Origin of the sequence: Nostoc sp. (assembly GCF_036917235.1) — a bacterium.
Classification (GTDB): domain Bacteria; phylum Cyanobacteriota; class Cyanobacteriia; order Cyanobacteriales; family Nostocaceae; genus Nostoc.
Map to the genome: position 1 here is coordinate 41,578 of NZ_JBALDU010000027.1, position 25,606 is coordinate 67,183.

At 42.0% G+C, this 25,606-nt stretch carries 24 protein-coding genes; 16 read left to right on the plus strand and 8 right to left on the minus strand.

The window, feature by feature from the left end; translation table 11 throughout:
* Window positions 1-21: 21 nt before the first annotated feature.
* Together V7K44_RS08385 and psaK are read right to left on the minus strand one after the other, a co-directional pair.
* Window positions 22-273: a hypothetical protein gene (locus V7K44_RS08385; protein ID WP_334930436.1), complete on the minus strand. Its 252-nt coding sequence runs from the start codon at window positions 271-273 to the stop codon at window positions 22-24.
* 317 nt (window positions 274-590) lie between these two features.
* Window positions 591-851: a photosystem I reaction center subunit PsaK gene (gene psaK / locus V7K44_RS08390; RefSeq protein ID WP_334930438.1), complete on the minus strand. Its 261-nt coding sequence runs from the start codon at window positions 849-851 to the stop codon at window positions 591-593.
* Between the two features lie 495 nt (window positions 852-1,346).
* On the opposite strand from psaK, the gene V7K44_RS08395 reads away from it, so the two are divergent.
* The 6 genes from V7K44_RS08395 (at window position 1,347) to V7K44_RS08420 (ending at window position 5,916) form a co-directional block, all read left to right on the plus strand.
* Window positions 1,347-2,654 (plus strand): efflux RND transporter periplasmic adaptor subunit, encoded by a 1,308-nt coding sequence (locus tag V7K44_RS08395; RefSeq protein ID WP_334930440.1) that lies wholly within the window; start codon window positions 1,347-1,349, stop codon window positions 2,652-2,654.
* A gap of 541 nt (window positions 2,655-3,195) precedes the next feature.
* Window positions 3,196-3,651 (plus strand): hypothetical protein, encoded by a 456-nt coding sequence (locus tag V7K44_RS08400; protein WP_334930442.1) that lies wholly within the window; start codon window positions 3,196-3,198, stop codon window positions 3,649-3,651.
* Window positions 3,652-3,807: 156 nt separating this feature from the next.
* The gene (locus tag V7K44_RS08405; protein ID WP_334930444.1) at window positions 3,808-4,020 is read left to right on the plus strand and encodes a hypothetical protein; all 213 of its coding nucleotides are present in this window, start codon (window positions 3,808-3,810) and stop codon (window positions 4,018-4,020) included.
* 24 nt (window positions 4,021-4,044) lie between these two features.
* A complete protein-coding gene (locus V7K44_RS08410) occupies window positions 4,045-4,785 on the plus strand; it encodes an SDR family oxidoreductase (protein WP_099101707.1) in 741 nt (246 codons plus the stop codon).
* On the plus strand, window positions 4,782-4,943 hold the full coding sequence (locus V7K44_RS08415) for a hypothetical protein (RefSeq protein ID WP_334930446.1): 162 nt from the start codon (window positions 4,782-4,784) through the stop codon (window positions 4,941-4,943). The genes V7K44_RS08410 and V7K44_RS08415 overlap by 4 nt, the downstream gene beginning before the upstream one ends.
* 238 nt (window positions 4,944-5,181) lie before the next feature.
* Entirely contained in the window at window positions 5,182-5,916 is a 735-nt protein-coding gene (locus V7K44_RS08420) for a rubrerythrin family protein (protein ID WP_334930448.1), read from the plus strand.
* A gap of 361 nt (window positions 5,917-6,277) precedes the next feature.
* Here the strand turns inward: V7K44_RS08420 and pgmB are convergent, their stop codons facing one another.
* On the minus strand, window positions 6,278-9,304 hold the full coding sequence (gene pgmB / locus V7K44_RS08425; protein ID WP_334930450.1) for a beta-phosphoglucomutase: 3,027 nt from the start codon (window positions 9,302-9,304) through the stop codon (window positions 6,278-6,280).
* Between the two features lie 52 nt (window positions 9,305-9,356).
* Between pgmB and V7K44_RS08430 the strand changes: the two genes are divergently transcribed.
* Complete coding sequence (locus tag V7K44_RS08430) at window positions 9,357-9,605, plus strand: hypothetical protein (protein WP_334930452.1); 249 nt, start codon at window positions 9,357-9,359, stop codon at window positions 9,603-9,605.
* Window positions 9,606-9,658: 53 nt separating this feature from the next.
* Here V7K44_RS08430 and V7K44_RS08435 read toward each other — a convergent pair whose 3' ends face one another.
* Together V7K44_RS08435 and V7K44_RS08440 are read right to left on the minus strand one after the other, a co-directional pair.
* Complete coding sequence (locus V7K44_RS08435; protein ID WP_334930454.1) at window positions 9,659-12,088, minus strand: sucrose synthase; 2,430 nt, start codon at window positions 12,086-12,088, stop codon at window positions 9,659-9,661.
* 279 nt (window positions 12,089-12,367) lie between these two features.
* Window positions 12,368-15,214: a PAS domain S-box protein gene (locus V7K44_RS08440; protein ID WP_334930456.1), complete on the minus strand. Its 2,847-nt coding sequence runs from the start codon at window positions 15,212-15,214 to the stop codon at window positions 12,368-12,370.
* Between the two features lie 479 nt (window positions 15,215-15,693).
* On the opposite strand from V7K44_RS08440, the gene V7K44_RS08445 reads away from it, so the two are divergent.
* Complete coding sequence (locus V7K44_RS08445; RefSeq protein ID WP_334930458.1) at window positions 15,694-15,945, plus strand: hypothetical protein; 252 nt, start codon at window positions 15,694-15,696, stop codon at window positions 15,943-15,945.
* Between the two features lie 344 nt (window positions 15,946-16,289).
* Here the strand turns inward: V7K44_RS08445 and V7K44_RS08450 are convergent, their stop codons facing one another.
* On the minus strand, window positions 16,290-16,517 hold the full coding sequence (locus V7K44_RS08450; RefSeq protein ID WP_334841889.1) for a DUF4327 family protein: 228 nt from the start codon (window positions 16,515-16,517) through the stop codon (window positions 16,290-16,292).
* A gap of 510 nt (window positions 16,518-17,027) precedes the next feature.
* Between V7K44_RS08450 and V7K44_RS08455 the strand changes: the two genes are divergently transcribed.
* A complete protein-coding gene (locus V7K44_RS08455) occupies window positions 17,028-18,260 on the plus strand; it encodes a cysteine desulfurase-like protein (protein WP_334930460.1) in 1,233 nt (410 codons plus the stop codon).
* A gap of 74 nt (window positions 18,261-18,334) precedes the next feature.
* On the opposite strand, the gene V7K44_RS08460 is transcribed toward V7K44_RS08455, so the two are convergent.
* Window positions 18,335-19,600, minus strand: a complete 1,266-nt coding sequence (locus V7K44_RS08460; protein ID WP_334930462.1) for a molybdopterin molybdotransferase MoeA — start codon at window positions 19,598-19,600, stop codon at window positions 18,335-18,337.
* A 23-nt stretch (window positions 19,601-19,623) separates the two neighbouring features.
* Window positions 19,624-20,250 carry a PEP-CTERM sorting domain-containing protein gene (locus V7K44_RS08465; RefSeq protein ID WP_334930464.1) on the minus strand — a complete coding sequence of 209 codons (627 nt, stop codon included), beginning with the start codon at window positions 20,248-20,250 and terminating at the stop codon, window positions 19,624-19,626.
* A gap of 309 nt (window positions 20,251-20,559) precedes the next feature.
* Between V7K44_RS08465 and V7K44_RS08470 the strand changes: the two genes are divergently transcribed.
* The 7 genes from V7K44_RS08470 (at window position 20,560) to V7K44_RS08500 (ending at window position 25,430) form a co-directional block, all read left to right on the plus strand.
* The gene (locus V7K44_RS08470; RefSeq protein WP_334930466.1) at window positions 20,560-21,117 is read left to right on the plus strand and encodes an RDD family protein; all 558 of its coding nucleotides are present in this window, start codon (window positions 20,560-20,562) and stop codon (window positions 21,115-21,117) included.
* A gap of 43 nt (window positions 21,118-21,160) precedes the next feature.
* Window positions 21,161-21,355: a 50S ribosomal protein L33 gene (rpmG, locus tag V7K44_RS08475; RefSeq protein WP_012411241.1), complete on the plus strand. Its 195-nt coding sequence runs from the start codon at window positions 21,161-21,163 to the stop codon at window positions 21,353-21,355.
* Window positions 21,356-21,357: 2 nt separating this feature from the next.
* The gene (rpsR, locus tag V7K44_RS08480; protein WP_012411240.1) at window positions 21,358-21,573 is read left to right on the plus strand and encodes a 30S ribosomal protein S18; all 216 of its coding nucleotides are present in this window, start codon (window positions 21,358-21,360) and stop codon (window positions 21,571-21,573) included.
* 218 nt (window positions 21,574-21,791) lie between these two features.
* Window positions 21,792-23,852 (plus strand): ribonuclease catalytic domain-containing protein, encoded by a 2,061-nt coding sequence (locus V7K44_RS08485; RefSeq protein ID WP_334930468.1) that lies wholly within the window; start codon window positions 21,792-21,794, stop codon window positions 23,850-23,852.
* 103 nt (window positions 23,853-23,955) lie between these two features.
* Window positions 23,956-24,240 (plus strand): type II toxin-antitoxin system ParD family antitoxin, encoded by a 285-nt coding sequence (locus V7K44_RS08490; RefSeq protein WP_334930470.1) that lies wholly within the window; start codon window positions 23,956-23,958, stop codon window positions 24,238-24,240.
* Window positions 24,240-24,545, plus strand: coding sequence for a type II toxin-antitoxin system RelE/ParE family toxin (locus V7K44_RS08495; protein ID WP_334930472.1), 306 nt, complete (start codon window positions 24,240-24,242; stop codon window positions 24,543-24,545). Before V7K44_RS08490 ends, V7K44_RS08495 begins: the two co-directional genes overlap by 1 nt.
* 39 nt (window positions 24,546-24,584) lie before the next feature.
* Window positions 24,585-25,430 carry a 2-isopropylmalate synthase gene (locus V7K44_RS08500; protein WP_334930474.1) on the plus strand — a complete coding sequence of 282 codons (846 nt, stop codon included), beginning with the start codon at window positions 24,585-24,587 and terminating at the stop codon, window positions 25,428-25,430.
* The last annotated feature ends 176 nt before the right edge of the window (window positions 25,431-25,606 follow it).

Genomic DNA, 25,606 nt, shown 5'->3' on the forward strand with positions numbered 1-25,606 from the left:
TAAAAATTGTAGACAGATATGTCACCCATGAATATGCATAAATAGGGAATAACCACTGACAGCAAAAATAAAAAGGATGGCGGCAGGAAAAATTACTACATCCCTGACAATAAATAAAATCCAATCTTTTCTTAGTTCTTGTTTCAACTTGAGTTCTCGCAGTTTTCGCTCAAGTTCTAAGTCTTCTGGTGACTGCAAGTTAGCAGGTGACAAAATTAGCGGATTATCGCCTTTGCTGGCAATTCTTTTTGATAAATCTGTTATATCTGTCATGCTATTGAGATACTGATATTACTTAGTGTCTCATAAAAAAAAGCCAGAGAAGTAACTCTCTGGCTCAAAGCTGGAGACAAAAGAATCATCAATTGAAGGAGGCAGGAGGCAGAAGGTTTTATTAAGAAGGGATTCAGACCCCTCCTTAATAAGAGCGACCAAATTAAAAATTTGATCGGGGTTTTAAACGAACATTCGGTCACGGGCTTTGGTTAGGAGTCAGAATTGCCTTCTGCCTTCTCTCAAGGGGAGACGCTAAAAGCGATCTGCCTCCTGCCCTCTGCCTTTCTTCGATAAAGGCTAACTTGGGTAAGAACCTAAATTCTTCCCAGGTTATGCAGCCCTAAAATAGTACCTACTCCCAAGATATGACCAAAGGCGGTAGTTGCTAAAAGGGCTGGTAAACCAAAATTACCAAATAAATTGGCTGAGGGTAGTTTTGGTTCTGCATTGGGATACTTGATGCTAGATTTGCCAAAGGCAATGGCAACGATATTAGCAATAATCATAATCAGTCCAACTGTAGGACTCCATTGCAGAGGTGTGGTTGCAGCAGCGAGTAAGGTTGAAGTCAACACCTAGATTTGCTCCTGAAATTTATTAATGGTTGAAAACATAATCTGAAACTTTCCGAAGCAAATTCAAGAAATTACCCGATTTTGCATCAATATTTAACAGTTATTCTTACTACTTAATAAAATATGAGTTCAACGCAGCGATGTGACTGTGGTAGCTAGTTTGAATTTAAATATCTCAAACAATCAGACTATTAGTCTCTATTTATACTTAAACAACAGTGATTATGATGAAAATATTGCAATGCATCCATAGCAATTTGTGCAGGAGTTACGAATAAAAAGATCCTGACTTTTTGAAGGATATAGCTGAAGTAAGAAATTTAAGGAACGGATTCACCTTTTGGTAGATTTAGACAGAATCATCAAAACTGTATATTTGGATGAGATAACACATAATTTGCCGCAAAACCTCATGCTAAATCAGTAATTTCAAGATCGACAGATGAAATTTTGATTGAATTCTAGTTAATTTGTTCCTTAAGTTCCTCAAAAGCCATGACATCCCCTGAGCCTCAAACTGATTTTGGAGAAAAAGCTCCACAAACGTCATTTGAGCCACCTTCTGGAAAACGGCGGTGGCTTTGGTTGAGTTTAGCCGCACTCCTATTGTTAGGGGGCGGAGCAACTCTAGTCTGGCGTTTACTCACTCCACAAAATTCAGCACCTTCAAATACTAACGCTCAACCTCAAGGGGTAAGAGTCAAAATATCAACAGTACAAAGCGGCATAATTGAGGAAAGTTCAGATTTTATTGCTAGTCTAAAATCCCTGCGCTCAGTCACGCTCCAGCCGAGGATTCAGGGTCAAGTTACCCAGATACTTGTCAAATCAGGAGATCCAATTGTCGAAGGAGCTGCAATTCTCCAAGTAGATCCTACACGACCAGCAGGTATCAGTGGAAGCAATACTGTGCCTCAAGCATTTTTAATGCAACTGGCAAATGCCCGCGCTACACTCAAATCTTTAGAAGCAGAACGACCATCCTACGTTGCGAATCTGCAATTGTACCAGCAGAACTACGAAAAGTTTGTCAGCCTAGCTGAACAAGGAGCCGTGTCTCGACAGACTAGCAATCAATTTGCTAATCGGCTGGCCAATGCTAAGACTAGCCTGGATGCAATTGATTCCAGGATTCAAGCACAACGGGCCACCATCTTACAGGCTGAAAAATCTTTGCAGCAATCTAATGTAAATACTCAAACACAACAGCCCCAGTCTGACAAAATTACCGCTCCTTTTAGTGGCACAGTTGGCAATATCCCTGTGAAAGTCGGTGATTTAGTTAATACTTCTACACCATTAGTTAATATCACGCAAAATCGACCTTTAGAAGTGAATATCTCTGTACCACTACAGCAAGGACCTCAATTGCGTAAGGGTATGCCAGTAGAGGTGATGAACACACAAGGTCAAAAGCTTGGTAGAAGTAGGATATTTTTTATTGCACCCAATGCCAGCAATGAAACACAAACGATACTGATTAAAGCACTTTTTGACAACACTAACAGTCAGCTACGTGCAGATCAATTAGTCAGAGCTAGAGTGTTCTGGAATCAACGCCCCGGAGTTTTAATTCCCACAACAGCAATGACTCGTGTAGGCGGAGACACTTTTGTTTATGTAGTTGAAAAGACATCTCCCCAAGGTGTATCCCAACAAGTAGCTCGGCAAAGGCGAGTGAAGCTAGGCGAGATTAAAGGTAACAATTACCAAGTTATTGAAGGATTACAGCCAGAAGATAAAGTTATTATTTCAGGGTTGCTTAATCTCAGGGATGGTGTTGCGATAGCTCCAGAATTTTAATTAAGGGGAGTAGCACTTCTCTACGAGAGGCTGCGCCAACGACTTCGCTCAGCGATCGAGGAGCAGGGGATAAGTCTCAATCTTGTCTCCTACCAATCTTCACCCAAGAGTGTAAACTATAGCGATCGCTCTTTGTTGGAGAACTTGTAAAGTAGTCTCTAGGTGTCTATCTATGCAATACACTCTGAACTCACTTCCATTTTTTTCTCCTCAAAAGAAAGCATTGGTGACATTTTAAGATATAACTCGTTTTGTCAATAGTGATTACGCTGTAAATTATCTCTGCTACAAGTATCTCATTAAGCTTTATACTAAATTTTATCGCGAAGGATGAAGGATGCTTTTAAATATGCGTAGGCGTAGCTAGTCTCGTATATGAAACGCTATGCAAAGGCATCACAGGCTGGAAATTTACGTTTGTAACCTCAATTTTGACTAAATTTAATCACTACTACTCATTGGTGACAGGTTAATAACCTTAACCTGTCACCAATGAGTAAAAGTAAGCAATTACTTGATTACGTAACAGAGGTAAACAATTATGTCAGTGAAAATCATCCAATCTAAGTGCGGTTTAGTTTTAACTTGTTTACTTGGACAGATAATGTTGTTGGCTGCGCCAGTACAAGCTGGAGTGGAGGACAAAAGCTACGATGTCAATTTTCAGTCGAGTCAGGGAGATAATTTTACTGCTTGTTTGGAATTTAACGCCAATGGTAGAAGCCTTCGCTTTGGTCGAATAGATGCTACTTATAGCCGTACAAATCTAGGTCGCGATCAGAGAAATTGGCAAGCAGTAACAAATCCAAATTCAGAAGAAAGTATCGCACTTAGCGGTCAAGTAAAAAAAGACTTGGTTCCAGATCGGAGGATAAGTGGTAATGCTATCAATTCCAACGGCACTACTTATACATTTAATGGAACACTCTTATCTGAGCCAATATGTCCAATTGAGAATGAATCCGAGATAGGTTCAGAAAATCCCTTCTTCAAATAATTTAATCTACGCAGATATGATAAACCAGATGAGCTTTTGGTTAACGAAGACAGACAATTTATAAAAGATGTTGGGCACGTATCCTCACCTTTTGCAAAGTATTTTCGGGGTTGCATATTTGCGGGATGATTTTACTATTTTTGTGGGATGGGCAACATGAGCGTCCCTTGTATTTCCGGGCGGGCAGGATGCCCACCCCACAAGAATCATCCCTTAATTCAGCAACGCAGTATTTTCATTTCTCCCGCCAGAGAGTTACTTGAATTCGCTGGCGGGATTTTGGCTGGAATTAAGTCGGCAGTTTTAGCAGCGATCGCTAAATTTAACCTTGGTACAGTACCTTTAACAGTAGATAATCACTTTAGTTAAGCAAAATTAAACTCGATTTAATCTATGGCATCTTTGACAGGGAAGGTTGCAATTATCACTGGTGCATCGCGGGGAATTGGACGAGCGATCGCACTCAAGTTAGCTGGTAACGGTGCATCTATTGTCGTTAACTATGCGGGGAATGCAGGCAAAGCACAAGAAGTTGTTGCAGAAATTGAAAAGTTGGGAGTAGAAGCGATCGCTATCCAAGCTGATATTAGCAAAGTACCCGACATCCAACGGTTATTTGAGCAAACACTTGAACGCTTTGGCAAACTCGATATTTTGGTCAATAATGCCGGAATCGCCTTCTATAAACCAATTACTCAGGTGACAGAAGAAGATTTCGACGCGATTTTTGCCATTAACGTCAAAGGCACTTATTTTACTTGCCAGCAAGCGGCGCAACACATGGCAGAAGGGGGACGGATTATTAACTTTTCCTCATCAACTACAGTGATGATGCTGCCAACTTATAGTGCCTATGTAGGAACTAAGGGTGCTGTTGAACAAATCACGCGGGTACTAGCTAAAGAATTGGGTGCAAAAGCGATCGCAGTTAATGTTATTTCTCCTGGCCCCACCGATACAGAACTATTCCGAGAAGGCAAAACACAAGAACAGATAGATCGTTTAGCCCAAATGGCTGCTTTTGGCAAACTGGGAGACGTGCAAGAAATCGCCGATGTAGTGGCGTTTCTCGCTAGCGACGAAGCTAGGTGGATCACTGGCCAAAACATCCGTGTCAACGGTGGAATCGCGTGAGGAAAAGCTCTTCTAAAGATCCCCGTTTTCAAACCTCAGTCAGTAATGTGCAACGCCGTAATAGAAATTTAAGCCATGCTCCAGATCCAAAAACATTTTATGCCCCTGACGCTACAGGATACATCGACTATCCATTTTTAGAACTTCAGACAAATTAAAGCAATCACAGTCATCTCTAAATCAAAAATATAATTTGTCAGTCGCACAATTTTTCGGTTTTATAATTGTCCAAATAGGAGAACACAGCCGTGCTAGCTTCCGATTAAAACGGATTGCTAAATATGGGATGACAAAGTTTGTATAAAGCATTTATAACTTATACAAATAACGGCTGATTATCCGGTTGTAGAGTCTGTGCTTTTGCACTAAATATCACTTATCAGGCATTAAAAAATTATGGATTTGTCCAACTTTACTACACTTCAAAACTTAGAAGCTGCCTTCGGTGGTGAATCGATGGCAAATCGTAAGTATCTGTTTTTCGCTGAGGTGGCGCGTCAACTTGGGTTTACAGACTTGGCGAAACTTTTTAAAGAAACAGCAGATCAAGAAACTGAACACGCTTTTGCACATTTTAAGTTACTACATCCAGAACTTGTGGTAGAAGATGCAGTTGCTTTAACTGATGAACAAAAGCGGGAAATTGTATCTCGCTGTTTATCTTTGGCAATTGAAGGCGAGACTTACGAATATACCACAATGTATCCAAAGTTTGCCGCAGATGCACAACGCGATGCCTACGGCGGGCAGAGCCAACGCGATAATCCGGCAGCTGAAGAATTTCTCAAACAAGTTCAAGAATCTACCGATCATGCCAACACATTTCGAGAAGCTGCCCACCGTTTTGGCTTGTTAAAATTCATCGAAAATTATCACGCCGATCGCTACACTGAAGCCTTAGAAGTATTAAACGGTGGACAAACAGCAACCAGAGTTGCTGGTGAAGATCCTAAAACTCAGAAATGGATTTGTAGACAATGCAGCATGATTTACGATCCTGTTGCTGGCGATCCTGATTCGGGAATTGCACCTGGTACACCTTTTGAAGAAATTCCTGAAGACTGGGAATGTCCGATTTGCGGTGCTAGAAAAAAAACCTTTAAACCATTTGAGGAAAAAGTTGCAGCTTAAAACGACAATTACAGCAGAATTTAGAAAACTCGGAGTAGCGGATTTGACTAATTGCTTCTCCAAAAGAAGTTTTGCTAACACCAATATCTTCTGTTATGAAATCGCTCATGCTAGCTTGCTTCTGCATAAAAGTACGACGAACAGAAGTTATATCAAGTTCGGGTGATTAATTGTAATAAAATCTATCAATATAAGTTTGGTTGAATGGCTGTGAAACCCAACGCGAACAAGGATAAAATGTTGGGTTGGGTTGAGGAACGAAACCCAACCTACTAGCGTGAAATCCTTGCTTGAAGACGAATCTTTGCGTATTTCACCTTCCTTGAAATCTGCTGTAAGTAATCAAGCAGTTCTCGTTTGTTCACTGTTTTTGTCTGGAAATGTTACTCAATTGCTCTCGAAGGTCTGCCCATTTAATACCTTCTAGGCTGGGTAAAACAATATGAGCAGCTCCAACTCGTTCAACAGGGCCGAGTCCTACTGCCCACATCCCAGCAGCTAGAGCGGCTTCAACACCGGCTGCGGCATCTTCTACAACCACAGATTGCCCTGGTTCGATTCCTAGCTGCTTGGCTGCATAGAGAAATAAGTCTGGCGCTGGCTTGGGTTCTTGTACGCTGTAACCGTCTGCGATCGCATCTACTTTGTCCACAATGCCCAATCGCTCTAACACTGGGCGGGCATTTTTACTCGCTGAACCAATACCGATCTTAATATCAGCTTGCCGCAATTCATTCAACAAGGCGATCGCACCTGGCAACAAATCCTGGGGTGTCATGTTTTGGATCAATTCGACATAATAGCGATTCTTACGCTCCATCATCTCCTCGATTTGTGCTTCCGAATACGGTCTATCCCCAATAATCAGCATCAGGGAAGCACGACGGGATACACCGCGCAAAGCTTCGTTAGCTTCCCGATTAAATGGTATACCCTCTTCATCAGCTAGCTTCTGCCAAGCTAGATAGTGAAGTTTTGCTGTATCTGTTAGCACACCATCTAAATCGAAGATGAATCCTTGGATGTTGGGTATGGGAGATGGGGCATCGGGCACAAGAGGAAGAGGGGCAGCACTTTTCTGCGAGACGCTGCGCGAACGGCTACGCTCAGTGACCGAGGAGGAAAGGAGCAGAGGAGAAAAACTTACTGCAACTTCTCCCTCTCCCCCGCTCCCCTGCTCATTTGTCCCCAATCCCTTCAAATCAAAGTCATGCCATTTCCCGCGCCAGTGCAGTTTAAACTTCAGGCGCGTCCAGCCAGGGGGTAGGTGGGGATTAGCTACGGGGCCATTTTCAGTTAGTTGGATGCCGCCGAATCCAAAAATTACAGCTTGCCAAATCCCACCAGCACTAGCACCGTGAATTCCATCGTTGGTGTTACCTCGGTTATCTTCTAGATCCACCATTAACGCCCGCATAAATTGTTCGTAAGCTACGGTTGATTTGCCCAAATCGGAAGCTAAAATGGCTTGAACTGCTGGGCCAAGGGACGAACCATAAGTAATATCGGTGCGGGGTGCGTAGTAGTCCCAGTTTGTCTGTAATGCTTTTTCGTTATAGGGAAAATCTGCTGATTCCCGCATTAAATATAGGAGCATTAATACGTCTGGCTGCTTTAGTATTTGAGATTTGTTGGTTTTATCAATACCCAAGATCGGTTGCATGGAGCGATCGCGTAGTTCATAATCTGCTAAGTTGATATCTTCCAATTGGAAAAATCCCTCGAACTGCTCGATTAGTTCTGTTGATGGCTCATAGAAAAACAATATTTTGGCGACGATCTCTTGCCAGTGCGATCGCTCCTCTGGGGTCAGCTTTAGTTTCTGTTCTAGTTCGGTGGCTCGTTCCGGGAATTTATGAGCCAGCCAATCATAGACGGCGATCGCTTTTTCTAAATGCCACTGCGCCATCCGGTTTGTAAAGGCGTTGTTATGGACTAATTCATGGTATTCATCCGCTCCGATTACTCCTCGAATTTCATACTGTTCGCGCTCAGAATTGAATTCAACCCGGCTACCCCAAAAAATGGCGGCATCCAAAATCACCTCTGCACCGCACTTTTGCATCCAGTCATCATCACCAGTCGCTTGCCAGTAGTTCCAAATTGCGTAGGGGATATCTGCATTGATGTGAATTTCGCGATCGCGACACCAAATCCGCACGTCTTCACCATAAAAATCACTACCGATAGCCCAACGTGGTGTTACTTCATCTCCAGTATCAGCACTTTCCCAGGCAAACATTGCCCCTCTATAGCCGTAATGGACTGCTTTGCGTCTAGCTCCGGGTAAAGTGTGCCAACGGTAACTGAGTAAATTGCGGGCGATCGCTGGTTGAGTAAACAGAAATAGGGGTTGCATAAAAATTTCTGTATCCCAAAAAACATGACCGCGATAGCCAAACCCCGAAAGGGTTTTAGCAGGAATGCTCACCCTGTCATCATCCCGTGGGGCAGCAATTAGCAGTTGAAACAGATTGTAGCGAACAGCAAAAGTAGCTGTGCTATCCCCCTCAATCAGGATGTCACTTTGCTGCCAAACCTCATCCCATGCTTGCTCATTGGCTTTTAGTAATGTTGCGTAGTCTGGCAGTTGTGCGAGTTTTTCTTGAGCTGCTGGAACTGGTGCTTCAATTTCCCGTGAGGTAAAAACTGTCACAAGTTTTTCCACCGTCACAGTCTGCTGCGCTTTAGCCAAGAAGGTCGTACTCAAAGTAGGATAACCAGGTGCGGTATTGACTTGCAAAGATGCTTCAGTGCCTAATATTGTCACCTTAGCTGCCATACCGAGTTCAATTCGAGAGTTGCGCGTGCGGCGTTGCAACCAGATTCCTTGGTTAGTCTTGCCCTGATCTAATTCTTCCCAGTGATTGAAACCCTGATTTTCGGGATAGCCATTAATGCTAGCTTGAACTTCGATTAACCCATCAAAATCTATTGGTGTTACATGGCAGCGTAGCGCCAACACGTGCGGATCTGCAAGACTAGCAAAGCGTTCAAAGCTGATATCTATGGTGTTTCCATTGGGAGAGCGCCAACGCAAGGCCCGAATCAGTAGTCCTTGGCGTAAATCAAGCTGGCGATCGTAGCTTAATATCTCACCTCGATCGAGACGGAAGCGATCGCCATTTACAATCACTATCAAGGGTAGCCAGTCAGGGCAATTTACCAGTTCAGTGTATACCACAGGTACGTCATCGTAGACACCGTGGATAAAAGTAGCTGGCAATGTATGAGGATAACCTTCCTCAAAACTGCCTCTTGTTCCCAGGTATCCATTGCCGATTGTAAAGACGGTTTCTTTGGAGTGCAATTGCTCAGGGTCAAACTGGGTTTCGATTAATATCCAGTCTGTGTAGATAAAATGGCGAGAACGACCTTTTGTTTGCATAAGTTGGGAGTGGGGATTTTGAGTCTTTGAGCTAGATGAACGGAGTTCCGAGGTGGATGAACGGAGTTCTGAGGTGGATGAACGGAGTTCTGAGGTGGATGAACGGAGTTCTGAGGTGGATGAACGGAGTTCTGAGGTGGATGAACGGAGTTCTGAGGTGGATGAACGGAGTTCCGAGGTGGATGAACGGAGTTCCGAGGTGGATGAACGGAGTTCCGAGGTGGATGAACGGAGTTCTGAGGTGGATGAACGGAGTTCTGAGGTGGATGAACGGAGTTCTGAGGTGGATGAATCCAGTTAGTTCTAACTCTCCCCTGCTCCCCTGCTCCCCTGCTCCCCTACTCCCCTACTCCCCTACTCCCCTACTCCCCTACTCCCTCCCTTATGCTTTTCCAAAATCTTTTCAACTCTGGGTTTATAAATGAGATGAAATAAGGTTTCCATGTAGCGATCTCTAGCTTCGTTATTTTCGGGAGCAACAAAGTTCCAAAAACTAAACATTTTCGCAAGCAGTAGTAATTGATTGCTATGTAAATGCCAATTATATTTGTGATGAATTCGTTGACTCATCCCTTCTGAAACTTCGTACCAGTATTCAGCATGAGTATCGCATTGCTCAAGGAAGTCTAAAATTTTCGTTGCTGTTCCTTCTAAGTCTGTAGGATTAACATTAAATTGGTTTTCTTTGTTCTCGATAATTTCTAAAGAACCGCCAAATTGAGTCGCAAAAGTTGGTAAGCCAGAAATCATCGCTTCCAAAATACTCCGACCGAAGGATTCAAAAAGGGCAAAATGGACATAAATTCCCTGAGAATCGGCAACTACTCGGTAGGCTTCGCCGATGTCGCTGCTAGGGACACGCATTCCCACCCAGCGAATCTTGTCATCAAGATTATATTGGTCGATAATGTCGTGGAGTTTTTGAATTTCTTCTGCTTCTTCTGGGTTGCTAGCTTCATGTAGATGCAGTTTAGTCGTTAATAAAATCAGGTTACAACGCTCTTGCAACGCCTGACTTTTACCAAAACATTCAGCTAAACCAGTGAAATTTTTGATTGAATTGATGGTATCAAGAGCAAAGATTGGTCGATTATTGGGGCGTTCTAAATGACCAAGAATTTGTGGATCTTCGCGGGTAAAGAGTAAGTCGTGGACTTCTGTGCAAAGTTTAGAATCTCGGTTTTCTTTTTGGCTGTAGGGAAAGAAAAGACTTTCATTTACTCCTGGCGGCACTAAGTTAAATTTAGGACTAAACAAATCAATGCCATCAACTACATGATACAGTTGTGGCATCGTAAACCACTTATAAGACTCGTATTGACCTATCGTATCAGGCGTGCCGACAATTTCTTGATAGGACGATGTGATGATAAAGTCAGCTGCATTCATGCTAATCAAATCGGCGGTGAATTGTGCCGAGAAATGATATTTATCTTCTAAATCTTGCCAATATAAATTACTAAATAGATATTTAGGCTTTTCCAAAGAATGAGCAATGTTACACTGGGTGACTTTCATGCGGCGAGATAGCAGAAAGGCCACTAAGTTCCCGTCGCTGTAATTGCCAACAACTAGATTAGGCTTGCCTTGGAAATGAGCTAGTAATTCTCTTTCTGCATCTACAGCAAATTGCTCTAAATAGGGCCAAATATCAAATTTAGAAATCCAATTGTTGGTAATTTCTGGATTGAATTCACCAAAAGGAACGCGCAATATCCAAGCATTTTCGGTATCTTGGACTTTTTCTAAGGGCAGGTTACAAAATGTGCCTTCACAGTTAGGAATTAATCGAGTCAGAATAATTACATGGGGTTTAATGCCTAGCTGGTCGAGTCCAGCAAGTTTGATTTGTTCGCGCAGTTCTTTTTCTAAGCTGCGAGCTTGTTCGAGGACGTAGATAACTTGACCGAGTGTTTCATCTCTTCCCAAAACATCTTCCTGTCCCACCCAGCCGTGGACGGAAACGAGGACGACGCGAAAGACGGCGGGGACGCGGGCTACAAATGTTTCTAAAATGCCGGGTTCTGGGGAGTAAATGAGTCGGTCGAGAAGTTCTAAAGTTTCAGAGACTCGCGCCGCAGTGTTACCCCAACCCGGCTCAAAGCCGAGTTCTTGGAGGTCGAAGCTAAATTTTTCATAAGGTTCATCAGGCGATCGCTCACTCAGCAATTTCAGCGCTGGCTTAATTTGTTTGGCTAACTCAATACCAGAAGAAATGCGATCGCTCAACAATAGGCGAATATCATTGCATTGCAACCTATGTAATGCTTTAAATAACATTTCTACCCAATATTCAGAGTCAGTCAACAATTTATTGCACAGGTAACGGTTGAGAAAGGCTAAACCTTGACCAATATTTCTCGCATCGTCAATTCTTGGAGAATTCTCATAGAAGGGGTGGAGGTCGATTTCCAGAATATGGGGTTGGTAGCGGTTGACTAGACGATCTCTCACATCTAACAGCGCTTGAGGTGTCATCTGCTCGAACCTGCTAAAGTCAGCTGTCAGTTGCCAAACTTGTTGATTAGCAATCCTCGGTCGAATCACAAACCAAGTACTTTCCTCTTCAATAATTATTTCGTGGGTGTATTGTATTAGTTTGCCAACAGAAGAAGAGTAGTAAAAATAAGCTGGCTTTTGGGATTGATGACAGTAATCAGCAAAAGCTTGCAAAATCTCATTTCTTAGGAAGTAATGCTTACCTGAAATACTCAACGCATAAATCAACTGATGTAGAGCAGTTTTTTCATCACCGTTGGACAGAGCTTGAATTAGTTCATACATGATGACGAATTCCAGAAATTTAGCTAGGTAATAACCTCATTTCTCTTTCCAGTTTTCGATTTCGTGAGGTACATTTCCCCCATGATGCTAAATTACTATAAAAATCTTTGCGTCTAGCTATGGGATGAGAATCTGCAACCCTACATCCACCTTTTTTTGTAAAGTAAAATTGGAGCGATCGCTACTAGAACATCACCCCATGATTAACAATTCAAAATTCAAAATTAAAGACATTTTCAGACGTTCGCGTAGCGTCTCGCAGAGAAGAGGAGTGCGGTACTAGCCTCTCAATAAGTGGTGTAAACTGTTCAATAATTCTCTGGCTGTATAGGGTTTTGATAAAACTGCTTGCACATTAACATCAGCAGCTTGAGCAAACACTTCCATTGAGTTAAGCCCGCTACAGGCAATGATTTGAAGCTGCTTGTTCATTTTTCGTAAGGTGCGAATAGCGGTAATTCCATCCATTTCTGGCATCATTAGATCCATCAACACAGCATTGATTTGATGCTTGTGTTGGGCATAAAGTGCGATCGCCTCTATGCCATTACTAGCAGTAAGTATCTGATAGTTGTGATTTTCTAGGATGATTGTGGCAATCTCCCGAATTTGGGCTTCATCATCTACAACTAAAATAAATTCTCCCTCTCCTGGAAGCAAATCCAGGTCTTCTATCTTGAATACTGGGGTTGCTTCCACAGCTGGTAAAAACAGGTCAAACTTGCTGCCTCTACCGACATTGCTAGACACTTTCATAAAACCGTCATGGCTTCTAATGATACCTAACGCTGTTGAAAGTCCTAGTCCCGTACCTGTGTTGACCTCTTTTGTGGTGAAAAATGGCTCAAAAATTCTATCTAATATTTTTGGCGGTATCCCAATTCCGTTATCAGCAACGGTAATCACAATATAATGCCCAACCTTGGCATCAAGATTCATTCTGGTATAAGCTTCATCAATAAACTTATTTTCCACAAAAATATTGATATTGCCACCATCTGGCAAAGCATCGCGGGCATTTACTAACAGATTCATTAACACTTGATGTAGTTGTGTAGTATCCCCAGCGATCGCGCAAATTTCTTCTGGAATAATGATGGAAAATTCAATAGATTTGGGAAATGTCTGTTTAGCAATTTGGATAATTTCTGAAATCAGATACTGGACTTGAATAATTGTCGGCTCTCCTTTATATCCCCGTGCAAAGGATAAGACTTGCTTCACTAAAGCTGCTCCGCGTTTGGCGTTGCTTTCTACCAGTGCCAGCAATTGCCCAGAACGCTCTTCGTCTTGGAAAAATTTTCCCTGTAATAATTGAGCCGATGCCAAAATTGGTGTCAATATATTGTTCAAGTCGTGGGCAATACCACCTGCAAGAGTACCAAGGCTTTCCAATCGCTGGGTGCGAAAAAACTGCTCTTCGAGTTGTTTCTTTTGGGTGATGTCAGTGTCAACAGTCAGAATAGATTTGGGTTCTCCCGCAGGATCGCGCATCAGTGTCCAACGGCTTTCCACAATAATTTTCTGACCAGATTTTGTAACTTTATGTAACTCACCTTGCCACGAGCCACACTCAATTACGCTTTTTATGGGTTCTTTCAATTGCTGCTGAATTCCGGCTGGGTATAAAATATCGTGGAGGTCTTTGCCAATAACCTCTGTAGAAAGCCAACCATACATCCGCTCTGCACCTTTATTCCAGAATAAGATTTGAGACTGGAAATCTCGAACTAATATGGCGTCGGTAGCGATATCAAGTAAAGCGGCTTGTTCGGAGATTTTTTGTTCCGCCAGCTTGCGCTCGGTGATATCCCTATTTGTACCGATGATCCGGATCGGCTGACCGATTTCGTTATAGTAGACCTGACCTTTGCAGTTTAACCAGTGTAGGCTGCCGTCGGGCCAGATAATTCGATACTCTATAGATCCTTTTCCTTCCTCAATCATCCGAGCTAAAGTCGCAGCTACAGATTCGCGGTCTGCTGGATGGATTAAATTGAAATAGTCTTCAACAGTTGGACACAAGGTATTGCTCGGCAGACCATAAAGTAGCCCCATATTGGCAGACCAAACACAAGTATTGGTGATCGGGTTCCGATCCCATATGCCTATTTGGACGGCTTCGGTCGCTAAACTCAATCGCGCTTCACTTTCCCGCAGTGACTCTTCAGCCAGCTTGCGCTCGGTGATATCTTCAGCAATGCCACCATAGTAGTTAACTTGTCCTTGGTCATTATAGACAGCAAAACCCCGATTCCAAATCCAGCGGATCGATCCGTCAGGTCGCAAAATCCGATATTCTGCTGAAATGGATTGACTTCCACTAAGCAGTTGCTCGATTGATTGGGTGGCGCGATCGCGATCGTCTGAATGAACTGTGTCTACCCAAGATGTTGGCTGCTCAAATAGACCTTGGGAAGATCGACCCCAAATCTTCTCATAAGCAGGACTAATGTACAAAGGGTAGAATGAATCTGCGCTACGAATCCAGATCGTGGCGTGGGTATTTTCGGAAAAAGTGCGAAATTTCTCCTCACTTTGACGTAGTGCTGCTTCGGCAAGTTGGCGCTCGTGTAGCGCGGCTCGCTGTTCGGTAATATCTCTGCCTACCAGTTGTATTTCAACAACCTCTCCTTTGTCATTATGAATTGCGATCGCATTCCATTGAAACCAGCGAATACCGTTGACTGTCAATGCACATCGCTCATAATTAGTCAAGGGATGGGATGAAGATCCTAAAGCTGTGATACTTTCCATCACTTGAGGCAAGTCATCTGGATGAAGAAACTGGAAATATGACTGACCACAAAACTCATCTTGTTTCCAGCCGAAGGTTTGACAAGCTGCTACATTGGCAAAGGTAATCTGCCCCTGCAAATCAATGCGAATAATTACATCAGTTTGGCTTTCCACAAGCTGGCGATAGAGGTTTTCGCTCTGCCGTAATGCAGCTTCTGCACTTTGGCGTTCAATAATTTCTTGTTGCAACAGGACGTTAGACATCACAAGTTCTGCTGTCCTTTCCGTCACTCGTTGTTCTAACTCCTCGTAAGCTTGGTGCAGTTTTTCTTTCACAACCTGGAGTTCTTCGAGGGCTTGCTGAAGTTCCTGATTAACTTGCATCATTTGAGCCGATTGTGCCTCAACCGATAATTTTAAGTTATTTTGTTTAACTTTGGCTGCGGACTTGCTCTATTTCAATTGGCTGAATATTTTCTGACCGATCAAGACAATAGCTTCGACTAAAAAACTATCAGGGCTAATCGATTGTAGAGAATAATTAATAACATGATTTAAGCTAGCTAATTTAAGCAGTTGCTCGTTGAATCTTATGGTTAATTTGTCAATCATAGCGTTCTTCCTGGAATTTATCTGAATATAATTTGAGGATTTTGTGAAAAAACCGCTAAATCAGCCTGAAAGTATTACTTAAGAAATATATATAAGTTTTGCTAAATAATTAAGTATTTTAACTATCCTCACAAGTTCCTTATATTTGAAGACTATAGTCAAAATATAGACAGTTTGTTTTAAATATTTACGGGCTTCTCAAGTAGCTGCCCTGAATTGCAATAACACTTTTATGAACAGGATTTGAGAAAAATATGAATTACTGTCCTTGCTGCTCAAGCTTACTTTTAGAACATATACGTGGTGCAGAGACTTACTGGTTTTGTCGCCACTGCTGGCAGGAAATGCCTGTTTACGATTGGAACCAATCCAGTTCATTCAGCGATGTTGTAATGGGTAAACTACCTAGAAAAACTCCAAAAGAAAAACGTAGCAGTACTACTGTTTACGTAGGCCAATGGCAATCTATTACCGAATGGATTGGGCTAGAAGAGTTATCTACTTAATACAACCTAATACAATTGACTAAAATAGTTTGGTATAATTATTTCTCTTGTTCTCAGTAATAAATTGCCATAAAATGCGAGGCTGCAACCCAATAGCAAGGTATTAGCTGACACAGGTAGAACAAGAAAACAGCCTTAATAGAGAATTATTGTATTGCTATGCTATCGGTGGTTTTCTTCTCTTTTCCAGCACCTAAGCCATTCATCAAGATTTATTGCTGACTTTAATAGTTTCTTACTTATAACCCCCGATTAATTCGAGGGTTTTTAATGTTGAAAAATGAATTTGTAATTTTGATTTTATTGGGATGTAGCTAATGGTGGTTCAGCTTCTAAATGCAGTCTCAATCATCTTCCCATGATTCGTGATTCAGTAGGTCGATAATTCTATCTCTGAGTAAAAATTCATTTTTTTCTAACTCAAGTTCAAAATTAACCCAGTCACGATGAGGAATATATTTACAGATGGTGTAAATTGGGTGCTGACGGTTAAGAAGTCCCTTTTTAACAAGTTGAAGTGCCTCTTCCTTGATAACCTTGATGTCGTATTTAACCGTAGTAGTAGTGTTCATAAGTCCTTCCTTTGTTTTCAATCAAGGAATTAAGACTCAAAACAATAGTTGCTTTGACTCTCTTTTAAACTTATCAAATAAAATTGGAGAGAATTGTGAAGAATCAAGACATTAATAGTTGCTATAAGTTAGATACAACAGATTTCAACTTCTCTACCAACGCGAACAGCGTGTCGGAGACAGAGGCTACGCCAACGTAAAATGCAGAAATACTCCATAACCTTCCCCTTAGTAAGAGTCACCACTACGTTGAGCAGTCCGACTTGTTTGCTCTTAGCGTTCCCGATATTTAGCAAGTGGCGTGAGGGTTGGGGAGGGGTGTACTTTATGTAGTTACAAAACGTTGTATGTCATATCATTGCTACATCTATTTACATTCTTTGTCACCAGATGTTTAGAGCAAGAAGACTCCCACAACAAGCTGCAAAGACCAAAAAAGGATGTAGATGCTCTCTGGGCGACTTGTCAGAAGGTAGGCTAGGGTAAAGAATTCTCTAGAAAACTTATATTATGCTTCTGAATCTTGATAAAGTTCGTCAATATTTCCCGGCTCTAGCTGGTGAGTGGACTTTTTTTGATAATGCTGGCGGGTCACAAACCCTGAAAAAGGTAGTAGATAGAATTAGCGAATTTCTCTTGAGTTCTGATGTCCAGTTGGGAGCTTCTTATGGGGTTTCTCAACTTGCTGGAGAACGATTGGCTTCAGCAACTAGGGGAATGGCTACTTTCATTAATGCCAATTCTGATAAAGAAGTGGTTATGGGCCCATCTACTACAATGATGTTGAAAGTTCTCTCAATGTGTCTGGGTCAAACCTTTACACCTGGTGATGAGGTTATTGTTACTAATTGTGACCATGAGGCTAATATTGGTGCTTGGGTCGCTCTTGAAAAACAAGGAATGAAGGTTAAAGTGTGGAAAGTTCGCCCAGATACTTTAGAACTTCATTTAACAGATTTAGAACCATTGATGAGTCATAGCACCAAACTGGTAGCCTTGACTCATGCTTCTAATGTTCTGGGAACCATCAATCCAATCAAAGAAATTGCTGCATTTGTACACGATCGCAATGCCATGATTTGTGTAGATGGTGTAGCTTATGCACCTCACAGATTAGTTGATGTCCAAGATTTAGATGTTGATTTCTATACTTTGAGTTTTTATAAAGTCTATGGGCCGCATCATGCCTTACTTTATGGCAAAGAAGAACATTTATTAAGATTACCTGGTCTTAACCATTATTTTATTGACCAGACAGATGTACCTTATAAATTTCAATTAGGGAATGTCAATTTTGAATTAAGTTATGGAATGTTAGGTTTATGTGATTACTTAAGTGAATTAGCACAACTGCACTACGGAAATGAAACTGCACCTGATTTGAGAAATCAAATGGTGCAAGCGTTTGATTTAATTAGCATACATGAAGAACATATTAGCGATCGCCTCCTAAATTACCTCAACAGTAAGCCGAATGTGCGAGTGATTGGTCAATCAAAGGCTGACCGTAAATTCCGTGTACCAACTATATCTTTTGTCGTTGATGGAATAAATAGCTCAACTATTCCCGCAAAAGTTGACCAATATAATATTGGGATTCGCTACGGCGATTTTTATGCTAAACGGCTGATTGAATACCTGGGGTTAGCGTCCCAAGGTGGAATAGTCCGGGTGAGTATGGTGCATTACAACACCCTTGAGGAAGTTAACAACTTGATTCAGGCTTTTGAGCAGATATTTTAATATTGGGCATTGAAAAGAGGCAGAGGGGAAAACTCTTCTCCGTTGCTCCCTGCCTCCCCACTCCCTACTCCCCATTAGCCATTACTAAGCTGCAAAACTTGCACTTCTTCTTGTGGAGAAATTAATGTTTTACCCACAGGTAGAACAGCTAAGGCATTGGTTTGAGCTAAATTAATTAAATTGCCGGAACTGTGACTACCACCAGCTTTGTGAAATTCATAAACTCCATCAATTAAATGCAATTTACCCCAAAGGTAAGTTTCACGTTTGCCGTTCGATCGCAATTCATCATGCGATCGCACTTTCAAAAATACTGGTTCCCAACCTTCAGTAATTCCCGAAAGTTTCTTGATTGCTGGTAGCACAAACCGCCAAAACGTCACCAACACAGCAGCAGGGTTTCCTGGCAAACCAAAGTATAGTGCTGAGTGTGGAGAGACGCGATTAATCGCGTCTCTACTAGGGAAAGTGGCGACAGTCAGGGGTTTTCCTGGACTAATTTCCACAGCCCGAATGTGGATTTTTGCTTTTAGTGACTCTAGAATTTTGTCAATATAGTCATAATCTCCCACTGAGACACCACCAGAAGAGAGAACTATATCAGCGATCGCAATGGCGTGAGCAATGACTTTCTCCAAAGCAACTTGATTGTCTTTCACAATGCCTAAAATTAACGGTTCTGCGCCACTTTGTCTTACTAAAGCTGCCAGCGCATACTGATTAGAATCCACAATTTGCCCTGGTTGCAACGGTTGCTCAACTGCCACCAACTCATCACCTGTAGAAAAAATTGCCACACGCGGGCGGCGGTAAACACTTAATTGCGGACACTGTGCTGCTGCCAATACGGCAATTTCTGAGGCATTTAACTTAATTCCTGCTGGTAGTAGTTGTGTTCCAGCTTGATAGAAAGATGCTTTGTGTCTGACAAATTCTTGCGGTTTTGGTGCAGCTAGAATAAATACGCGATTTTCCTCACGGCGTGTTTTCTCTTGCATGATTACAGTATCCGCACCTGCTGGGATTACCGCACCTGTGAAAATCCGTGCGGCTTGCCTTGGTTGAATCGTAGACTTGGGCTGATACCCAGCCGGAATGTCTTCAACAATTTCTAAAATAGCTGGTTGTTCGGCAGTAGAGTCCTGTACATCTTCGTAGCGGACTGCGTAGCCATCCATTGCCGAATTATCCCAATGGGGAAAATCTAGCGGACTGGTGACAGGTGTTGCCAAAATGCGACTATCTGCTGTCAATAAATCTACAACTTCTGTATCCCGTTGACGATCCAACGGTTGCACCAAATTTAAAATAATTGCTTGTGCATCGCTGACTGATAACATAGCGATCGCCTCCGATTTTTCTTTTATTCTTGGGTAGCTTTGTCTAGATTTCTATAAGCGGTAAATCCCAAACTACACACTGCTAGTAAACCGATAATTATGCTTCCTTCGGGCACTTTGGATACCTGAACTGAATTGTTACTTAAATCTAGTATTTGCTCTGTGCCTGCTGCATCTCTATTGATCAAATGAAATTCTTTAGCTAGAACCTGATTGCTAAAACCTTCATCTATGAGTGCAAGATTATTATTAAGCCATGTGTCCCCAGGAAGCGCATCATCCTTGCCAACATCAAAGGGACCAAAGATTTGCTCTTTAGTGCTATCAAAGTTGAATCTCAAAAAGCCGTAGTTAGAGATCCCACTAAGCACTGGAGTGAAACTATTTATCAGATTACTTAAGGGATCGAAGAAAGAAATTGAGAGAGATTGCAAGTTCTTCGTAGCTCCCAAACCAGCTTCAGAAATGACGCTTGGAGCAGTTGTTGTATCGTAGTTAAATGAACCTTTAGCTGAATAACCAGTGTCTCCTTTCCAGTTAAATTTGAACTCAGCAGCATGAGCTAGGTTGTTGGTGGTTATGGCGATCGCTAACGCTAAAGTAGTAGTCGTCAACAGACTAATAGCTGTTTTATGAAACAGATGTGTCATAGATACAACTTCCAAATTAATTAAAATGAAGTTTCTACAACAATACAATATAGATGTACAACCCTACTGTATGTTGCATCCATGACGTGTAGCGGCTACTCTATGAGATGCCAACCAAGTACCCAAAGGGTATCAAAAGTTCGTTAAGTGCTTAATCCTATTTTTGAGTCGTGCAGTTGGTAGTTGTACAAATTTTGTTGGCTAGTTTTTGTTTTTTTACAGCGCAGCAACTAACCAAGTCATCATCTTAATATAAAAAACAGGAGCGATCGCTATTTCCCAACCCCTAAATAAAAATACTTATTTTGTATGACTATCGAACGAGTTCCCCAAAAACACTATCCCAAGGCTGAGATTGGGCGGCGAGGTATGGCATTGGGACTTGATTTCCTTGGTGTCTGGTTAGTCAGTTCCCTACTAGGAGGCAGTGATATCGGTATTCAATTTGTGGAAATCTTAGTTTTTGTAATACTTTGGCTGGTTTTGCGGGTGCTGGTGGTATACAACAATAAAGGGCAAAGTTTAGGGCGTTGGGCGTTCGATTTAAAGGTGCTGGAAGTCGAAGATGGGGAAGTAGTGGGCAGAATTCCCGATTTGCTCTCACTGGTGAAGCGAGAGGCGATTATTGGCTTGGGTGCTTTATTAGTGTCAATTGCCCTGAGCAATATTAGAGCCAATCCCACTGCTATACTGCTAGTAATTCCCCTAGCAATTGATTGTGGGACTGCCTTCTCTGATACCCAGATGCGGCAGGCTTTACACGATCGCTATTGTGGAACTTTCATCGTTTCGTCGCGTCGTGGCTACTCGCTCGATATAAAAATTAAAAGATTAGTTGAAAATATGCGGCGGAATGTGAGAAGATAGTAATTTGTGTTAATTCTCTTCAGGCTTCACTGTTTGTAAGATTATGGCTAAGAGTAAAGGTGCCCGCATTATTATCACACTAGAGTGTACTGAGTGCCGGACAAATTCAGATAAGCGTTCTGCTGGTGTTTCACGTTATACCAGTACCAAGAATCGCCGCAACACCACCAACAGGCTAGAACTGAAAAAGTTCTGCACCCACTGCAACAAACATACTGTTCACAAGGAAATTAAGTAGAGATGAGTTATTTCCGTCGTCGTCTGTCTCCGATCAAGCCAGGAGAACCAATCGATTATAAAGATGTTGATTTATTGCGTAAGTTTGTCACCGAGCGGGGTAAGATACTGCCACGTCGGATTACTGGGCTTACGTCTCAGCAACAGCGAGAGTTGACATTAGCAATTAAGCGATCGCGGATTGTGGCTCTGTTGCCATTTATCAATGCGGAAGGCTAGAGCAATTTTGGATTTTGGATTTTAGATTTTGGATTATAAAGAGAAGCTGTATTTAAATAAACATTTGGCTTTATCTTTCTGAGACCAAAATCTCAAATCTGAATCAGAGAGTGTAAAATAGATTGCTGCATCAAAAACGGTTGGATTTAGGATTTAATACCAGTTATGAAATCCAAAATCCAAAATCTAAAATCTAAAATTATTAGAGTGCGAGAGTTGTGGAGAAGGGGACGCTAGTTGAATTTAGGGTTCAAGGCGATCGCCGTCTGGGCATCGTAGAACGTCCAGACGGTAAAACCCGCTGGTTTGTGGTAGACGAACGTGGTCAATCCCACAGCCTCGCGCCTAGACAAATAACTTATACAGTTACCGGACAGACTTACAAGGCTTCTGAGATTGCCAGCTTTTTGGAGCAAATCGAGCCTTATTTAGACCCATCTAGTTTAGAAGTGGCTTGGGAATTACTGGTTGAAGATGGCGAAACAGTTACCCCAGACCAAATGGCGAATCTGCTATTTTCAGAATCAGCCGCGCCTCCTCGTTACGCTGCCTATTGCTTGTTATCAGATGACAAACTTTATTTCAAGCAAAAAGGAGACGCTTACGAGCCGAGAACTGCCGCTCAAGTGGCAGAACGCAAGCACCAACTGGAAGTAGAGGCACTAAAAGCTAAAGGACAGCAGGAATTTTTAACTCGCGTAGAGCAGGCGCTCAAAGGTGAAGCAGTAGAATGGCAGCGCCACGATCGCCAGCGCTTAGAAGGACTAGAAAAATATGCAGCGCTAATAGCTGACACGGTGCGGACGGGAGTTAATTATGACTCCTTGGCTCGCGCTTATCCGCCCAGCGCTCCAGTATTAGAAACTATGACCATGCTGGGACGGCCCACAACGCCCCAAGGGGCTTTTCAACTATTAGTAGATTTGGGTTGCTGGAGTCCTAATGAAAACTTGTTCCTGCGGCGTTCTTCAATTCCGATTCAATTTCCTCATAAGGTATTAGAAGTGGCGCAACAGCGTTTGGATTTCCCGCCAATTGACTCAGATACAAACCGCCTTGATCTGACTCACCTGAAGGTTTACACCATTGATGATGAAACTACCACAGAGATCGACGATGGTCTAAGTTGGGAAGTATTGCCCGATGGACGGGAGCGCCTGTGGGTGCATATCGCCGATCCCACTAGATGGTTAGTACCGGAAGATGAATTAGATTTGGAAGCCAGAAAGCGCGGTAGTACAGTCTATTTACCGACGGGAATGATTCCCATGTTTCCAGAAGTGTTGGCCACTGGGCCAATGAGTCTAATCCAGGGAAAAGTTTGTTGCGCCCTCAGTTTCGGGATTATTTTAGGTACAACTGGGGGAGTAGAAGATTACAGCATTCATACCAGCTTCATTAAGCCGACTTATCGTCTCACCTACGAAGATGTAGATGAAATGCTGCAATTGCGTGTACAGGCAGAACCGGAAATTGCTGCGATCGCAATTTGGGCACAGCGGCGCAGAGCTTGGCGTTACGCCCAAGGGGCAATTAGTATCACCATGCCCGAAACGACGATCAAAGTCAAAGGTGAGGAGATCCACATTGATATTTTGGACGATTCCCCATCACGGCAACTGGTAGCAGAAATGATGATTGTTGCCGGTGAAGTTGCGGCTCGTTATGGTAAAACTAATAACATACCTTTGCCTTTTCGCGGTCAACCGCAACCAGAATTACCTCCAGATGAGGAATTGCTTCTACTTCCAGCCGGATTCGTTCGCGCTTGCGCCATGCGTCGTTGTATGCCCAAGAGTGAAATGAGCATTACGCCTTTGCGCCATGCTGGTTTGGGCTTGGATACTTACACTCAAGCAACCTCTCCCATCCGCCGCTACAGTGACTTACTTACCCACTTTCAAATTAAAGCCCATTTGCGGGGTGAAGTTCTGCCATTTTCCGCAGATCAGCTTAAAGAAGTGATGATGACTGTCACCAGCATCACCCAAGAGGTGACGATGGTGGAACGACAAACTAATAGATATTATGCTTTAGAGTATTTACGGCGTCATCCAGAGGAAACTTGGGATGTGACAGTGTTGATGTGGCTGCGGGAAGACAGCAACTTGGCTCTAATTTTGATAGAAGATTTGGGCTTGCAGTTGCCAATGGCTTTCAAACGTTCTGTGAAGTTGGGCGAACAGATAGTGGTGAAAGTTAGTCACGCCGATCCACAAAAAGATATGATCCAGTTTCAAGAAATAATTTATCAAGAAGCTCAAACAGCGGCGAATTAATTCGTAATTCGTAATTCGTAATTATTATCAATTACGAATTATTTTAGCCTTGCTCCAGTTGCTTTCGGTTACGATATAGAGTAAATGGAATGAGGTAATAATTGTGAATATATCTTTGACCCCAGAACTGGAGCAGTTGGTTAAGGATAAAGTTAATAGTGGTCGATATCACTCAGTGAGTGAGGTGATGGGTGAAGCATTGAGATTGCTAGATGAACGCGATCGCATTCAAGAACAACGTCTAGCAGAATTGAAAGCTAAAATCCAAGTTGGTATTGAAGAACTCGAACGTGGTGAGGGCATTGATGGTGAAGAGGTATTTGCAGAAATAGAGGAAGACATTCGACGCGCCCAAGCCCAAATGCAACAAGCTGAGGTTGCTAAATAATGAGTAGGTGTATTTTAGCGCCTTCAGCTAGATTAGATTTGAAAGAAATTAGCAGCTATATTGCTCGCTATAATCCTGATGCGGCTCTAAGACTCAACAAAAAAATTAAACAGCAGTGTAAACTGTTGGCTGATTTTCCTAATATGGGGCAAAGTTACGATACTTTTGCCAGTGGTTTACGGAGTTTTCCAGTAGAAGATTACTTAATATTTTATCGTCCCATTGATGGCGGTGTGGAAGTTGTACGTATTGTCAGTGGTTATCGGGATTTAGAGACAGTTTTCTTAAGTGAGGATATTCCTTAATATTGCATTTGATGTAAGCGATCGCTATCTCTAGCCAATATGTCAGAAAATAATCAAAAAGTAATTATTTTTGATACCACCATGCGTGATGGAGAATTGACGCCTGGTGTAGAAATGAATTTACAACAAAAAATCGCTATCTCCCAATTACTCGAAGAAATGGGAGTAGATATTATTGAAGTTGGTTATCCAGCAAGTTCTCAAAAAGATTTTGATGAAGTCTTTAATATTTCTAAAATAATTAAAAATTCTACTATTTGTGGGCTAGCTAGTTCCAATTCAAATGAAATAATCACTCTTACTGAAGCAATTAAACCAGCCACAAAAGGTAGAATTCACACTTATACTCCGGTAAATCTTAAAAATCAGTCTAATTTAAGCAAAGAGGAAGTATTAGAAACAATCAAGGAGAGTGTTTCTCTGGCACGCAATTACTGTGATGATGTAGAATGGAGCGCTTTTGATGCTCCCAGAAGTGAGCCAGATTTTTTATGTAAATCTATTGAAACTGCAATCAAGAGCGGTGCTAGGACTGTTAGTATTCCTGATAGCTTAGGCTTGGCATCACCAGAAGAGTTTTCGCAACTTCTGCAAATGATTTTTAATCGAGTACCCAATATTAACGAAGTTGTAGTTTCAGTACACTGTCATGATGATTTGGGCATGGCGGTAGATAACTCACTCATTGCTTTAAGTTGTGGCGTGAGGCAAATTGAATGTGCAATTAATGGTTTGGGTGCGAGGAAAGGTAACGCAGATTTCAGTCAAGTTGTGATAGAGGTTTTAAAAGAGGGGAATTATCAACTTGAGATTAACACTTCGCTAATGAGTAAAGCGGCAGAGTTAATTTTTCAAATCACTGGGATTGAAAGGCAAAATAGCTAATATAAGTAAATACAAGTAGACATAAATCAATATAAGTATAATTTTAAACAAAATTAGAAAAAAGAGGATAGCATATTAGTTTTACAGCAATTTGATATCAAATCCGTCACAAAGATCGTAAACTGTAAAAATGTTAAGAATAGTATTTAAAGATGGCAGCATATTCAATTGACTTA